Annotated in this window: 11 protein-coding genes; 6 read left to right on the top strand and 5 right to left on the bottom strand. The window is 63.0% G+C overall.

What is annotated here, in order from left to right:
• Positions 1 to 13: 13 nt before the first annotated feature.
• The 4 genes from KOM00_RS02405 to KOM00_RS02390 form a co-directional block, all read right to left on the bottom strand.
• A complete protein-coding gene (locus tag KOM00_RS02405) occupies positions 14 to 991 on the bottom strand; it encodes a quinone oxidoreductase family protein (RefSeq protein ID WP_216497239.1) in 978 nt (325 codons plus the stop codon).
• A 144-nt stretch (positions 992 to 1,135) separates the two neighbouring features.
• Positions 1,136 to 1,327 carry a hypothetical protein gene (locus KOM00_RS02400; RefSeq protein WP_216497238.1) on the bottom strand — a complete coding sequence of 64 codons (192 nt, stop codon included), beginning with the start codon at positions 1,325 to 1,327 and terminating at the stop codon, positions 1,136 to 1,138.
• Between the two features lie 52 nt (positions 1,328 to 1,379).
• Entirely contained in the window at positions 1,380 to 2,969 is a 1,590-nt protein-coding gene (gene pckA / locus KOM00_RS02395) for a phosphoenolpyruvate carboxykinase (ATP) (RefSeq protein ID WP_216497237.1), read from the bottom strand.
• 146 nt (positions 2,970 to 3,115) lie between these two features.
• On the bottom strand, positions 3,116 to 5,002 hold the full coding sequence (locus tag KOM00_RS02390) for a phosphoenolpyruvate carboxykinase (GTP) (RefSeq protein WP_216497236.1): 1,887 nt from the start codon (positions 5,000 to 5,002) through the stop codon (positions 3,116 to 3,118).
• A gap of 558 nt (positions 5,003 to 5,560) precedes the next feature.
• Between KOM00_RS02390 and rd the strand changes: the two genes are divergently transcribed.
• Positions 5,561 to 5,719 (top strand): rubredoxin, encoded by a 159-nt coding sequence (rd, locus tag KOM00_RS02385; RefSeq protein ID WP_199394171.1) that lies wholly within the window; start codon positions 5,561 to 5,563, stop codon positions 5,717 to 5,719.
• A gap of 46 nt (positions 5,720 to 5,765) precedes the next feature.
• On the opposite strand, the gene KOM00_RS02380 is transcribed toward rd, so the two are convergent.
• Positions 5,766 to 6,836, bottom strand: coding sequence for a pyridoxal-phosphate-dependent aminotransferase family protein (locus tag KOM00_RS02380; protein WP_216497235.1), 1,071 nt, complete (start codon positions 6,834 to 6,836; stop codon positions 5,766 to 5,768).
• Between the two features lie 449 nt (positions 6,837 to 7,285).
• Between KOM00_RS02380 and der the strand changes: the two genes are divergently transcribed.
• From der to KOM00_RS02355, 5 genes are all read left to right on the top strand, one after another.
• On the top strand, positions 7,286 to 8,608 hold the full coding sequence (der, locus tag KOM00_RS02375) for a ribosome biogenesis GTPase Der (protein WP_216497234.1): 1,323 nt from the start codon (positions 7,286 to 7,288) through the stop codon (positions 8,606 to 8,608).
• Positions 8,609 to 8,689: 81 nt separating this feature from the next.
• Positions 8,690 to 10,438 (top strand): response regulator, encoded by a 1,749-nt coding sequence (locus KOM00_RS02370; RefSeq protein ID WP_216497233.1) that lies wholly within the window; start codon positions 8,690 to 8,692, stop codon positions 10,436 to 10,438.
• A gap of 1 nt (position 10,439) precedes the next feature.
• Positions 10,440 to 10,808, top strand: coding sequence for a response regulator (locus KOM00_RS02365; RefSeq protein ID WP_199389425.1), 369 nt, complete (start codon positions 10,440 to 10,442; stop codon positions 10,806 to 10,808).
• Positions 10,809 to 10,968: 160 nt separating this feature from the next.
• Positions 10,969 to 13,044 (top strand): chemotaxis protein CheA, encoded by a 2,076-nt coding sequence (locus KOM00_RS02360; RefSeq protein ID WP_216497232.1) that lies wholly within the window; start codon positions 10,969 to 10,971, stop codon positions 13,042 to 13,044.
• Positions 13,044 to 13,844 (top strand): ExeA family protein, encoded by an 801-nt coding sequence (locus KOM00_RS02355; protein ID WP_216497231.1) that lies wholly within the window; start codon positions 13,044 to 13,046, stop codon positions 13,842 to 13,844. The genes KOM00_RS02360 and KOM00_RS02355 overlap by 1 nt, the downstream gene beginning before the upstream one ends.
• Positions 13,845 to 13,919 lie beyond the last annotated feature (75 nt).

Here is a 13,919-nt window from a genome sequence, read left to right as displayed (position 1 = left end):
CGTGCACATCCGGTCAACCCGGGATCAGGATGGTGGAGCCTGTGGTCTGGCGCGCCTCCAACTCACGGTGGGCCTGGGCGGCGTCCTTTAGCGGGAAGCTCCGGTTGATCTCTATCTTCACCTTGCCGGAGGTGACCATCTCGAACAGTTCGGCTGCCGCCTCTTCGAGTTCGGAGCGCTTGGCGATGTAGGTCGCGAGCCCGGTGCGGGTCAGGTACAGGGAGCCGAGCTGGGAGAGAAGCAGAAGATCCACTGGCGGCACGGGGCCGGAAGCGTTGCCGAAGCTCACCATCAGGCCGCGGGGGCGCAGGCATTTGAGGGAGGTCTCGAAGGTGTCCTTCCCCACCGAATCGTAGACCACGGCGGCACCTTCTCCTCCCGTGATCTCCTTCACCCTCTCCATGATGTTCTCGGTGCGGTAGTTGATGCAGTAGTCGGCGCCGTGGCGCCGCGCCAGCTCGCACTTTTCTTCCGAACCGGCCGTGCCTATGACTTTAGCGCCGAGCGCCCGCAGCCATTGGCAGGCGATGGTGCCGACGCCGCCGGCAGCGGCATGGAACACGACCGTGTCTCCGGCCTGCACCCGGTAGGTTCTCCTGACCAGGTACTGCACGGTCAGCCCCTTGAGCATCATCCCGGCCGCTTGTTCGAAGGAGACTGCATCGGGGAGCAGGCACAGTCGGTCCTCCTTGATGACGCGGGACTCGCAATAGCCGCCGCCGGAAGTGCCCGCGTAGGCCACGCGGTCACCGGGCTGAAACAGCGTCACCCCCTCGCCGATTGCCTCGACCACCCCGGCTCCTTCGTTGCCGGCAATCGCCGGCAGCGGCATCTTGTAGAGCCCGCTGCGCTGGTACACATCGACGAAGTTCACCCCGACCGCCTTGTGCCGGATGCGCACCTCCCCCGGTCCCGGCTCAGGTACCTCGACCTCCATCCACTTCAACACCTCGGGCCCGCCGTATGCTTGGAAGCAGATTGCTTTTGACATGGATACCTCCCTTCGCGTCATTATTGGCTAACAAAAAGGCCGCCCTGCAGCGGACGGCCTTCTTTGTCTTATGCTTGCTGCCACGGAGGCAGCCGGAGTCGGCGAAAGCTTCGCGTTTCTGCCTGCTGTCCCCGTGACAATGCGTTACGAAATCATCTCGCAGTCGTCTTCGGGCCAGCTGTCCAGGCTGCCGTCGGGAAGTTCCACCTGCACGGTGTCCCCCTCGATGGTGCAGCCGTAGCTCAGACCGATCTCCCCGGTCTTGGTGTTCTTCACCCGCACGCGCTGCTCCTTCCTCTCCGTCGTGTCGCATATCTCTGAATGTACCCTTTTCATGGTAACCTCCTGAGCTTTGATTTAATGATAGCAGCGCCGCTTCGCAGTGCAACTACAGGACGGAGGCGATCTCCGGCGACGCGCTCTGCTTGAACTGTTCGAAGTTGTGACGGAACATCTCGACGAGCTTTTGGGCCATGGCATCGTACCCCCCCTTGTCGCTCCAGGCGTTTCTCGGGTTCAGGATCTCCGCAGGCACCCCGGGGCAGGTGGTCGGGATGTCCAGGCCGAAGACCGGGTCCTTGACGAAGCTTCCGGCACTCAGGGTGCCGTCCAGGGCCGCGTTCACGAGGGCGCGCGAGTAGGCGATCTTCATCCTCCCCCCAACGCCTGGGCCGCCGCCGCTCCAGCCGGTGTTCACCAGCCAGCAGTCCACCTTGCTGGAGGCGATCTTCTTCCCGAGGAGGTCGGCGTACAGCGACGGCCTGAGCGCCATGAAGGGGGCGCCGAAGCAGGCGGAGAAGGTGGCCTGCGGCTCGGTGACGCCCGCCTCGGTCCCTGCCACCTTGGCGGTGTATCCGGAGAGGAAGTGGTACATGGCCTGCTGCGCGGTGAGCCGCGCGATCGGCGGCAGCACCCCGAATGCGTCGCAGGTGAGCATGATGACGTTGCTTGGGTGTCCTCCCACGCCGGAGGGGACGATGTTGGGGATGTGGGTGATCGGGTAGGAGGCCCGGGTGTTCTCGGTGAACGAGGCGTCGTCCAGGTCGATCCGGCGTGAGATGGTGTCGATGGCCACGTTCTCGAGGATGGTGCCGAACCTCCTGGTGCACTGGTAGATCTCCGGCTCGCTCTCGGAGGAGAGGTTGATCACCTTGGCGTAGCACCCCCCCTCGAAGTTGAAGACCCCCTCTTCGTCCCAGCCGTGCTCGTCGTCGCCGATCAGCAGGCGGTTGGGGGCCGCCGAGAGCGTGGTCTTCCCGGTGCCGGAGAGGCCGAAGAAGATGGCCACTTCGCCGTCGGGGCCGGTGTTGGCCGAGCAGTGCATGGACATCACGTTCTTTTGCGGCAGGAGGTAGTTGAGCACGGTGAAGATCGACTTCTTGATCTCGCCTGCGTAGCTGGTGCCGCCGATGATCACCATTTTCCTCGCGAAGTTGATGATGATGAAGGCCTCCGAGTTGGTGCCGTCGACGGTGGGCTGGGCGTGGAAGGCGGGGAGGTCGATGACGGTGAACTCGGTCTTGTGGGAGAGAAGCTCCTCCGGGGTGGCGCGCAGGAACATGTTGCGGGCGAACAGGGAATGCCAGGCCCGCTCGGTTATGATGCGCACCGGGATCCGGTGGGCGGGGCTCGCCCCGGCGAAGCAATCCTGGACGAACAGGTCGCGTCCCTGCATGTAGTTGCACATCTTCTGATAGAGCGCGTCGAACTTGTCGGCGGGGAAGGGGCGGTTCACCTTGCCCCAGTTGATGTGGCGGCTCGAAGACGGTTCGTCCACGATGAACTTGTCGTTCGCAGCCCGCCCGGTGTAGTGCCCGGTCTTCACCGCGAGCGCGCCCAGGTGAGAGATGAGCCCCTCGCCGCGGCGGACCACCTGCTCGTACAGGACGGAGGTCGGGGAGGTCCAGTAGATCAGGTTCGCGTTCGTTATGCCATGCTGCTCCAGCCCATTGCCCCTGGTGATGTCATTTAATCTCACTGCGTCCTCCCCCTTCTCATTGGATCTGCGACAAGCTTAAAAGATATCAGGGGGAGGTGTCTTTGCAACCGGCGCGGCAAAGCAAAGGGGCCCCGGTCCTTAAGACCGGGGCCCCTGCCTGTTTCATTTGAATGTGCAGCCTGTTACTAGTCGTTGAACCCTTCCGCGGAAGCCGGGTTGTACTGCTCCCAGTGTTCCGGGGAACGCCACAGGCCGGAAAGGATCATCTCGCGGATGTGGAGGAACTCTTTCGGGAGGCGGTCGTACATCTTCACGAACAGCTCCTCGTGGGAGAGGATCTCTTCCTTCCAGACGTCGCGGTCGATGGACATGAGCTCCTGGTACTGCTCGCGGGAGACCTCGTTGAGGCCGGTCCAGTCCAGGTCCTCGTAGCGCGGCATCCACCCAAGCGGGCTCTCCACGGAGGCTCCGCGGCCGTTAGCGCGGTCGGCGATCCACTTGAGAACGCGCATGTTCTCGCCGAAGCCCGGCCAGAGGAACTTGCCGTTGGCGTCTTTACGGAACCAGTTGACCGAGAAGATGCGCGGCGGGTTCGGAGTGGTGCGCCCGACCTGCAGCCAGTGGTTGAAGTAGTCGGCCACGTGGTAGCCGGTGAACGGCAGCATCGCGAACGGGTCGCGGCGGACGTTGCCGATGGCGCCTACTGCTGCTGCGGTGGTCTCGCTCCCCATGGTGGCGGCGAGGTAGACGCCGTAGCTCCAGTTGAAGGACTGGTACACCAGCGGGATCACGTTGTTGCGGCGGCCGCCGAACACGAACGCTTTCATGGGCACGCCCTTCGGGTCTTCCCAGGCCGGGTCGATGGAGGGGCACTGGGAGGCCGGGGAGGTGAAGCGGGAGTTCGGGTGCGCGGCGTTGCGGCCGCAGCCCGGGGTCCACTCGTTGCCCTGCCAGTCGGTCAGCTTCGCCGGCAGTTCGTCGGTCATCCCTTCCCACCAGACGTCGCCGTCCGGGGTGAGCGCCACGTTGGTGAAGATGGTGTTCTTGGCGCAGGAGTGCATCGCGTTCGGGTTGGACTTGAACGAGGTGCCCGGGGCCACGCCGAAGAAGCCCGCTTCCGGGTTGATGGCGTAGAGCTGGCCGTCGGGGCCGGGCTTGATCCAGGCGATGTCGTCGCCCACGGTGGAGATCTTGTAGCCGCTCTTGGCGAAGTGGTCGGGCGGGACCAGCATGGAGAGGTTGGTCTTGCCGCAGGCGCTCGGGAAAGCGGCGCCCAGGTAGGTCTTCTCACCTTCCGGGGTCTCGATGCCGAGGATCAGCATGTGCTCGGCCAGCCACCCCTCGTCCTTGGCGATCTTGGAAGCGATCCTGAGCGCGAGGCACTTCTTGCCCAAAAGCGCGTTGCCGCCGTAGCCGGAGCCGAAGGACCAGATGGAGCGCTCCTCGGGGAAGTGGACGATGTACTTCTCCTTGTTGCACGGCCAGGCCACGTCTTTCTGGCCCGGGGCGAGCGGTGCGCCGACCGAGTGCAGGCAGGGGACGAACTCGCCGTTCTCACCGAGGATGTCGATGACCTTTTTACCCATGCGGGTCATGATCTTCATGTTGACCGCGACGTAGGGGGAGTCGGAGATCTCGACGCCGATCTTGGCGATGTTGGAGCCCAAGGGGCCCATGGAGAAGGGGATGACGTACATGGTGCGCCCCTTCATGCAGCCGGTGAAGAGGCCGGTCAGGGTCTTCTTCATCTCTTTTGGGTGCACCCAGTTGTTGGTCGGGCCGGCATCCTGCTTGGCGAGGGAGCAGATGAAGGTGCGGTCCTCGACGCGCGCCACGTCGCCGGGGTCGGACAGGGCCAGGTAGCTGTTCGGGCGCTTCTCCGGGTTCAGTTTCCGGAAGGTGCCGCCTTTGACCAGCAGTTCGCAGAGGCTATCGTACTCCGCCTCGGTCCCGTCGCACCAGTGGATCTGGTCCGGCTGGCACATCTCGGCAACTTCCTTCACCCACGCCAGCAGCTGCTTGTTCTTCACTTCGTAATTCATGGATATTCCCTCCTTTGGGTATTGCTTCATCGCATTTTTAGAAGAGACCAAACCCTCCGCGGTGCTGCTAATCTCACAGGTTTCCATAGTTGTCCTCTCTGCCGTGATGGCGGGTGGACCGGAAACGGCCGAGAGAGACCCTCGCTGGGCCGCAGATGGCGGTTCCGGCCTACGGTTGATGTTTCGTTAGCGTCGGTTAGTCGGGTTTATGGTGCCGAGCCTTGAGGTTGCTGGACGTCGAATGCGGGGTGCTGGGAAGTGAGGCCCTCGCCCTGACTGACGATTCGCTCTGTGAGATCGTGGCGTTTGTTTCTTGAGAGACATGCACCAACTGATGTCATCGAACGACTATCCGCTCTCCTCTCTGAGCCTTGATTTTAATTATTGCAAAATAACACAAAGGGCTTCAAAAGCAAGTGCAAATGTATACGAGAGCCGGATTGACACGCAGTCTCAGTCTGTTAGACTTTTGCCGGACTCGACGCTGTGTCTTGTTCCCGCCGATACAGTCCCGCAGAACATTAGACGAAAGCGACTCTTCGCCGACCCAAAGCCGTCGGCCTCACCATGAAAGACAGGGGGTATTCAATGGAGCCTTACATCTGCACCGTCTGCCAATACGTCTACGACCCCTACCTGGGTGACCCGGAAAACGGGGTGCCGCCAGGAACCCCCTTCGCCGACCTTCCCGACGACTGGGTCTGTCCCATCTGCGGGGTCGGCAAGGAGGCCTTCGAACCGGAGTAGGGCATGTAAAAAGGGGGGGAGCTGAACTGCTCCCCCCCTTAGCGTTTTAGAGACCCTGCAGCAGTCCCTCCAATTCGGTTGTGATCTGTTTGAGATCTTCCAGCTTCATGTCGCCCATGTGCGCGACGCGGAAGGTCTTCCCTTTCAGCTTCCCGTAACCGTCATCGAACGCAATGCCGCGCTCGCCCAGCTGTTTCTTCACCAGGGCCAGGTCCACGCCCCGGTCGTTGGTGGCGCAGGTGAGGGTGACCGAACGGTACGGCTCGGCCGGCAGGATGCCGAAGCCGTGCTGCTCCGCCCAGCCGCGCATGAAGGTGGCCATCTCCTGGTGGCGCTGCCAGCGCTTTTCCAGCCCTTCCGCGAAGATGCGCTCCAGCTGGAGGTCCATGGCGTAGATGAGCGAGATGCACGGGGTGGAGGGGGTGTTGTCCTTCTGGTCGGCGGCCAGGAACTCGAGGAAGTCGAAGTAGTAGCCGCGGCCGGGGACGGTCTTGGCGCGCTCCAGCGCCTTCTCGCTGGCGGTGAAGACGGCGAGGCCCGGCGGCAGCGCGAAGGCCTTCTGCACGCCGAAGACGCAGCAGTCGATCCCCAGTTCGTCGATGGGGATGTTGAGCGCGCTCATCGAGGAGACGGTGTCTATGATCGACACGACGTCAGGGTACTTCTTGAGCACCTCTCCGATCTCGGCAAGAGGCGACATGGTGCCGGTGGAGGTCTCGTTGTGGATCAACGTGATGGCGTCGTACTTGCCGGTGGCAAGTGCCGCGTCCACCATCTCGGGGGTGATGGGCTGCCCCCACTCCGCCTTGAAGGCGTCGGCTTCCTTGCCGCAGGAGAGGGTCACGTTGTGCCACTTGTCGGAGAAGGCACCGTTGCAGAAGTTGGCGCAGCGCTTGCCGACCAGGTTCCGTACCGCCCCCTCCATGGCGCCGAAGGCGCTCGAGGTGGAGAGGAACACCTTCTCTTTGGTGGACATGAGTTGCTTCAGCTTGTCGGTGACGCCCTTGTGCAGGCGCGCGTACTCCGGCATGCGGTGGCCGATCATCGGCGTTGCCATGGCCTGGAGTATCTCGGGGCTCACCTCGATCGGTCCGGGGATGTACAGCTTCTTATGCATGTAGGCTCCGTATCAAGCTTTTTTTGCCGGCAGCGTGCGGCGGGGAAGGGGTTGGGAGGGGCGCGGCGCCGAGGTGCGAGCGGTCCGCGAGCCTGCTGCAGGCGGATCGTCAAGCTAGCAGATTACGAGGTCGATGTCAATTCTCACGTCCTGATTTGTAACACGAAAAAGGGGGGGGCGGGCGGCGCGGGAGAAGGAGCGTGCTCCGAACGCCGAGGCACCCCCGCCAGGCCTCCCGCGCCACCTCCATACGCGACGGCAGCGGCCGCCGCTGGTTCGCGCCTCGGCGGCAACCTCCGGCGCTTCCCGTCTGAAATCCCGCCTATATTGTATATGTTGCGTATTGCTCGGCAAAATGTTACACATATCGGTTAGCTGTCAAATACATTAAAACGGAAAACTCCGCCTTTTTAATAATTTAGGGCGGGGTATTTATCCGCTGGAAAACCATGAAACCTATTATTGCCATCGTCGGACGCCCCAACGTAGGGAAGTCCACCCTTTTCAACAGGCTGGTCGGGCGCCGTAAGGCGATGGTCGACGACATGCCCGGGGTCACCCGGGACCGCAACTACGCCGAGGTGAACCGCTTCGACTTCCCCTTCATCCTGGTCGATACCGGCGGCTTCGAGCCGGAGACCTCGGACCGGCTGTTGCAGCAGATGCGCGAGCAGTCACGTTTTGCCATGGACGAGGCCGATCTCATCCTCTTCGTGATGGACGCGCGCGACGGGCTCACCCCCGCCGACCGCGACGTGGTGGAGATGCTCAGGCGCATCAACAAGCCGGTCTTCTACATCATCAACAAGGTGGACGGCGAGAAACAGGAGGCCAACGCAGGCGACTTCTACTCCCTGGGGGTGGACCAGATCCACACCATTTCCGCCGAGCACAACCGCGGCGTGGGCGACCTGATGGACGAGGTGCTGGCCGCGCTTCCCTACAACAGGGAGAAGGATGAGGACGAGGAGATCACCAAGATCGCCGTGGTGGGGCGCCCCAACGTGGGCAAATCCACCCTGGTGAACCGCCTCCTGGGATACGAACGCGTGGTGGCCAACCCCACCGCCGGCACCACCCGCGACGCGGTCGACACCCGTTTCACGGTGAACAAGAAACCCTACCTTCTGATCGACACCGCGGGCATCCGCAGGAAAGGGAAGACGGTCCAGAAGGTGGAGAAATACTCCGTCGTCGATGCCTTGCGCTCCATCGACCGCGCCGACGTGGTGCTCATCGTCTTGAGCGCCGAGGACGGGGTCACCGAGCAGGACACCAAGATCGCGGGCTACGCCTACGAGGCGGGGCGCGGCTGCATCTTCGTTGTGAACAAGTGGGACACGGTGCAAAAGGACAACTCCACCATCGGGAAGTTCACCGAGGAAATCCGCCGCAACTTCAAGTACCTTCCCTTCGCCCCGATCCTGTTCGTCTCGGCCCAGAGCGGGCAGCGCACCGGCAAGATCGTGGCCGAGGTGGATCAGGTGATGGAGCAGTACTGCAAGAGGGTGAGCACCGGCGAGTTGAACCGCATCTTCAACCAGGCGGTGGACGAGAACCACGCCCCGCTGGACGGCGGCAAGCGGGTGAAATTCTACTATGCGACGCAGGTGGGTGTGAAACCCCCTTCCTTTGTCGTCTTCACCAATCGTCCCGAGGGAATTCATTTTTCCTATGAGCGGTACATCATGAACCGTTTTAGAGAGGCGTTCGGCTTTAGCGGGACACCTTTGAAGCTTATTTTCCGCGGCAGAGACAAGAAAGATACCTAAATCATTCTTTACTTGGCCGATACGATGGTTTAGTATGAAGCCTATTTCTAACCCACCCCCTACCAACAGCGAGCGGCATCAATGAGTCTAGTTGGCAATTTGGAAGATCTCGGATTAGGCGAGATTCTGCAGATCGTGAGCCTCAGCAGGAGGTCCGGCGTGCTCGCCCTGCAAAGCAGGGGGAGAGAGGCGCGGGTGATCTTCCGCAGCGGGCAGGTGATCCGCGCCACATCCTCGACCTTCCAGCAGAACCTGGGCGAGGTGCTGATCCAGCAGGGGGTCATCGACCTGGGGATCCTGAAGCGGGCGCTGAGCATACAGGCCGACGAGGGGTACACCCAGCTTCTGGGCGTGATCATGGTGGAGCGCTTCGGGGTGAGCGCCGATGCCATCGAGTCCGTGGTGCGGGAGCAGATCGAGAACGTTGTCTACTCGCTGTTCGCCTGGGCCGAAGGGACCTTCGAGTTCGAACTGCAGGAGGTGGGTGACGGCGACAACGCCAGGCTCGACCCGGTGCAGTTCATGCTGAAACAGGGACTGAACCCGCAGTACCTGGCCATGGAAGGCTCCCGCATCATCGACGAACAGCGCCACCGCGGCGAAGGGGATGATGAACAGGGGACTCCCCACGACGAATCGGTCGACTTCGCTTTCGACCTCCTGCAGGAGCCGTCCGCGGATGCTCCGGCCGCTCCCCCCCAAACGCCCGATGCTCCCCCCTTAAATGTCCAAGCGCAACCAGAGGGATCTCCTGTCCCGGCCGCCGCGGCCGCCGCGCCTGCAAGCGCGGGGGAGGGGAGGCCGCTGGTGCTGGTGGACGACGATCCTGCGACCCTTGCGGTTTTGAACTCCCTCCTTGCGGAGCAGGGGTACCGGGTGGAAGCCATGGAGCGCGGCGAGGACGCGCTGATCCGCGTGGATTCCCTGTACCGGGACGGCGTGCGCCCGACGGTGCTGGTCGACCTGATCATGCCGCGCATGGACGGCACCGGGATTCTGGGGGGGCTGGAGCTCATGGAGCTTGTGCGCAACAACTTCCCGGAGCTGCCGCTTCTGGGGCTCTCCGACTTCGAGAACGAAGAGGCGCAGCGCAAGATGCGCGGCCTGGGCATTCCGCTATTGATGAAGCCGCTTAAAAGCGAGGTCGAGGAATCGCTCGATCTCTTCGCACCGAGGCTCCTGGCGGCGCTTGAGAGCCTGGCGAGCGGCGAGGAGGCGGGGTTCACCAGCGTCAACATAGGCGACGAACTGAGGCTTGAGATGGGCGAGGAGCCCGCCCTTTACGCCCCGCAGCTGCACCAGAGTACCGGCATCTCGCAGTTGCGCGGCATGCTCGAGGAGCTGAACAACCCGCAGCTTGGCGGCGGGATCATCCTTTTGGTGCTCCGCTTCGCCGCGGAGTTCGTGAACCGCGCGGTGGTGCTCCTGGTCAAGAAGGACAGCGTCCAGGGGCTGGGGCAGTTCGGGCTGCAGGACAGGGACGGCCGCGCCGACTCGCGGGTCCGCAACCTCACCATCCCCAGGGGGGAGCCGTCGCTCTTCTCAGAGGTGCTCGAGACCCGTTTCCCGGTGAAGGGTGGGGTCGACGCCTCGGTGTGGACCCACTACTTCCTGGAGCAGTTGGGGGGCGGGCGTCCCGCAGAGTATTTCGTGGGACCGATAGTGAGCGAAGGGAAGGTGGTCGCGGTCCTTTACGGTGACAACCTGCCCGAGGACAAGCCGATCGACGACACCGATTCGCTTGAGATATTCCTGTGCCAGGCCGGCATAGCTATGGAAAAAGCACTGCTGCAGCGCAGGCTGCAGGAGCAGGGACGGGGAGAAATGTGACGTGAAGAGGATACTGATAGCGGAAGATTCCAACACCATGCGTTCCATGCTGGTTTCCACTATAGACGAACTGGAAAAATACACCATCGTCGAGGCCGCCAGCGGCTTCGAGGCGTTGCGTCTTTTGCCGCGCGAGCAGGTCGACCTGATCATCACCGACATCAACATGCCCGACATCAACGGGCTCGAGCTGATCAGCTACGTGCGCAACAACCCCAACTACCAGTCCATCCCGCTGTTCATCGTATCCACCGAGAGCGGCGAGAAGGATCTCGAGAAGGGGCTTGCCCTGGGCGCGAACGAGTACCTGGTGAAGCCCTTCGACCCGGTGAAGCTGCAGGAACTGGTCTGCAAGTACCTGGGGGATTAAAACCGGTTCTACGTTCTCTGTTCCACGTTGATCCACGAGCAGGCGCAATGACCTGCCGCGCCGAAGACGCCGCAAGGGAACCTGGAGACAGAGCATAGAGCTTAAAACCTTACATACTGAGAACGTAGAACGTAGAACGTCTTCTTAAAAAAGAGAGTCTATGAGCGTTGAGGATAACATAGGGAAAGCGTTGAAGGACTTTTTGGCCGAGGCCGAGGAGATCCTGGATCAGTTGAGCCTGGACCTGGTCTCGTTGAGCGACTGCGCCGACGGCGGGGAATGCAGCCCGGACCTGGTCAACTCCGTGTTCCGCGGCGCGCACTCGCTGAAGGGGCTGGCGGGGATGTTCGGGCTCGCCGACATCGCCGAGTTGGGGCACCACCTGGAGAACCTGCTCGACGCCCTGCGGCTGGGCAAGGTGGAGCTGGACCAGGCCGTGGTGAGCACCCTGTTCGAATCGACCGAACTCCTGGCGCAGCTGGTGCGCAGCGCCGGCGAGACCGGCGGCGAGGGGACCGACCTTTCCGGCGCCATGCAGCGCATCAACGACTGCCTGACCCGCGGCCCCAAGGCCAGCCAGGACTCCCCCCTGGCCCGGCTGAACATCCCCGAGCGGGTGCTTTCCTCGATGACCGAGTACGAGGAACACCGCCTGCTTGAAAACGTGAAGAAGGGGCGCCACATCCATTCCATCCGGGTGTCGCTCCTCTTGGCGAGCTTCGACTCCGACCTCATGGAGCTCACCGATGCCCTGAAGCAGGCGGGCGAGGTGATCAGCACCCTTCCCTCCGCCTCCAGCGGGCTCGATGCCGGCATCGACTTCGAGATCCTCTTCGGCTCCGAGCTCTCCGCCGGCGCACTCACCCCGATCATCGACCGCGAGCACCTGAGCATCACCACCTTCGGCGAACAGGCCAGGGAAGAGGCCCCCGGGAGGGGCGCGCAGGCAGCGGCTCCGGCCGCGGACGCTGGCGGCGTGGAAGCTGGCGGCGCGGAAGGTGAGTTCCTGGCCCCGGTTGCCGGCGACGCCGGCGCCATCAGCGCCAAGAGCATGAGCCGGACCGTCCGCGTCGACATCGGCAAGCTCGACCTGTTGATGAACATCGTGGGGGAACTGGTGCTCTCCCACTCGATGATCGCCGACGTCGCCGCGCGCATGCGCCGCGACGGGCTGATCGTCCCGTCCCAGGATCTGAGCAAGGCGGCCAAGGGGCTCGAGAAGAAGCTCTCGGAACTGCAGAAAGGGGTCATGGAGATCAGGATGATCCCGGTCGGGCAGCTCTTCGACAAGATGACCCGGATCATCCGGAAGATCGCCCGCGAGCAGGGGAAGAAGGTCGAACTGAAGCTCTACGGCGTGGACACGGAGCTGGACAAGCTGATCATCGAGGACATCTCCGACCCGGTCATGCACATCGTGAGAAACTGCATCGACCACGGCATCGAGACCCCCGAGGCGCGGCTGGCCGCGGGCAAGGACGAGAAGGGGACCATCACCCTCTCCTCCTACCAGAAGGGGAACCACGTCGTGATCCAGGTGGACGACGACGGCGGCGGCATCGACGTGGCGCGGGTGAAGCAAAAGGCGGTGAAGCTCGGGATCATCTCCTCTCCCGACGAGGTGAGCGACCGCGACGCGCTCGATTTCATCTTCCGCCCCGGCTTTTCCACCACCGAAACGGTGAGCGAGATCTCCGGCCGCGGCGTGGGCATGGACGTGGTCCGCACCAACATCGCCGCGCTCTCCGGCATGATCGACTTGGAAAACTTCCCGGGGCAGGGGGCGCGTTTCGTCATCACCCTCCCCATCACCCTGGCCATCATCAAGGCGCTCATCATCTCCACCGCGGGGCGCACCTACGCGCTCCCCATCACCTCGGTGCTGGAAAGCATCATCGTGGAGCAGAAGGAGATCAAGACGGTCGAGCGCAAGGAAGTGATCCAGCTGCGCGAGACGACCCTCCCCCTTTTGCGCCTCTCCGAGCTGTTCGAGCTTAAGAGTGCGCAGGCGGCGCCGGAGAGCTGCTACGTGGTCGTCGTGGGGGTCGCCGAGAAGCGGCTGGGGCTCGTGGTGGACGACCTTTTGGGGCAGCAGGATATCGTCATCAAGTCCATCGGGGACACCTTCGCCGGTTTCCGGGGGATCTCCGGCGCCGCGGACCTGGGAGACCAGCGCACCATCCTGGTCCTGGACGTGGGTAGCGTGATCGCCGAGGCCACTCGGGGGAGCGCCTGATGTACAAGGAATTTTACGGCCTGACCGAGAAGCCCTTCAGCAAGACCCCCGATCCCCGCTTCCTCTACATGAGCTCGGGGCACCAGGAGGCGCTGGCGCGGCTCGAGTACGCGGTCGAGGAGAGCGAGATCGCCCTCTTGACCGGCGACATCGGCTGCGGCAAGACCACCATCTCGCGCGCACTCATGGACCGGATGGGGGACCGCTACCACTTCATGTTCGTGTTCAACCCGCGCCTGACCGCGGACGAACTCTTGCGGGTGATCGCCTCCGGGCTGCAGGTGAACGAGCCGTCGTTGCAGAAGGACCAGCTCCTGAAGGAGATCACCACGGCGCTGTACCGGCTGCACGGGGAGGGGCGGGTCCCGGTGGTGGTGATCGACGAGGCGCAGATGATCCCGGACCGGGAACTCTTCGACGAGCTGCGCCTTTTGACCAATTTCCAGCTCGACGACCGCAACCTGGTGAGCGTGATCATCATGGGTCAGCCTGAGCTGCGCGAGATGCTGGCCTCCCCGGTGTACGAGCCGTTCCGGCAGCGCATCTCGCTCAACTTCCACCTGGCCCCCTTGGGGCTGGAAGAGACGCTGGAGTACCTCGATTTCAGGATCGTGGCGGCCGGCGGCGAGCCGGGGCTCTTCTCCCCGGACGCCGTGCAGAGGATCTACGAGCTTTCCGGAGGGGTGCCGCGCCGCATCAACGCCGTGGCCACCAACGCGCTTTTGATCGGCTACGGCAAGGACTCCGCCTGGATCGACGCCTCCATTATCGAGGAAACCGCGGCGGAGCTGCTGGCTTAGACGCTCGTTCTGGGTTCTACGTTCTGCGCTCCACGTTAACGGAACCCTTCGTAAGCCCAGCCGCAGGTGCCGAAC

It is taken from the genome of Geomonas diazotrophica (genome assembly GCF_018919385.1).
GTDB lineage: Bacteria > Desulfobacterota > Desulfuromonadia > Geobacterales > Geobacteraceae > Geomonas > Geomonas diazotrophica.
This window is presented reverse-complemented; position numbering and strand designations above follow the sequence as displayed.

Excerpts from the sequence above, each read along its gene's own strand:
- KOM00_RS02405 (WP_216497239.1), bottom strand. The coding sequence starts at position 991 with ATGTCAAAAGCAATCTGCTTCCAAGCATACGGCGGGCCCGAGGTGTTG.
- KOM00_RS02400 (WP_216497238.1), bottom strand. The coding sequence starts at position 1,327 with ATGAAAAGGGTACATTCAGAGATATGCGACACGACGGAGAGGAAGGAG.
- KOM00_RS02390 (WP_216497236.1), bottom strand. The coding sequence starts at position 5,002 with ATGAAGCAATACCCAAAGGAGGGAATATCCATGAATTACGAAGTGAAG.
- rd (WP_199394171.1), top strand. The coding sequence starts at position 5,561 with ATGGAGCCTTACATCTGCACCGTCTGCCAATACGTCTACGACCCCTAC.
- KOM00_RS02380 (WP_216497235.1), bottom strand. The coding sequence starts at position 6,836 with ATGCATAAGAAGCTGTACATCCCCGGACCGATCGAGGTGAGCCCCGAG.
- der (WP_216497234.1), top strand. The coding sequence starts at position 7,286 with ATGAAACCTATTATTGCCATCGTCGGACGCCCCAACGTAGGGAAGTCC.
- KOM00_RS02370 (WP_216497233.1), top strand. The coding sequence starts at position 8,690 with ATGAGTCTAGTTGGCAATTTGGAAGATCTCGGATTAGGCGAGATTCTG.
- KOM00_RS02360 (WP_216497232.1), top strand. The coding sequence starts at position 10,969 with ATGAGCGTTGAGGATAACATAGGGAAAGCGTTGAAGGACTTTTTGGCC.
- KOM00_RS02355 (WP_216497231.1), top strand. The coding sequence starts at position 13,044 with ATGTACAAGGAATTTTACGGCCTGACCGAGAAGCCCTTCAGCAAGACC.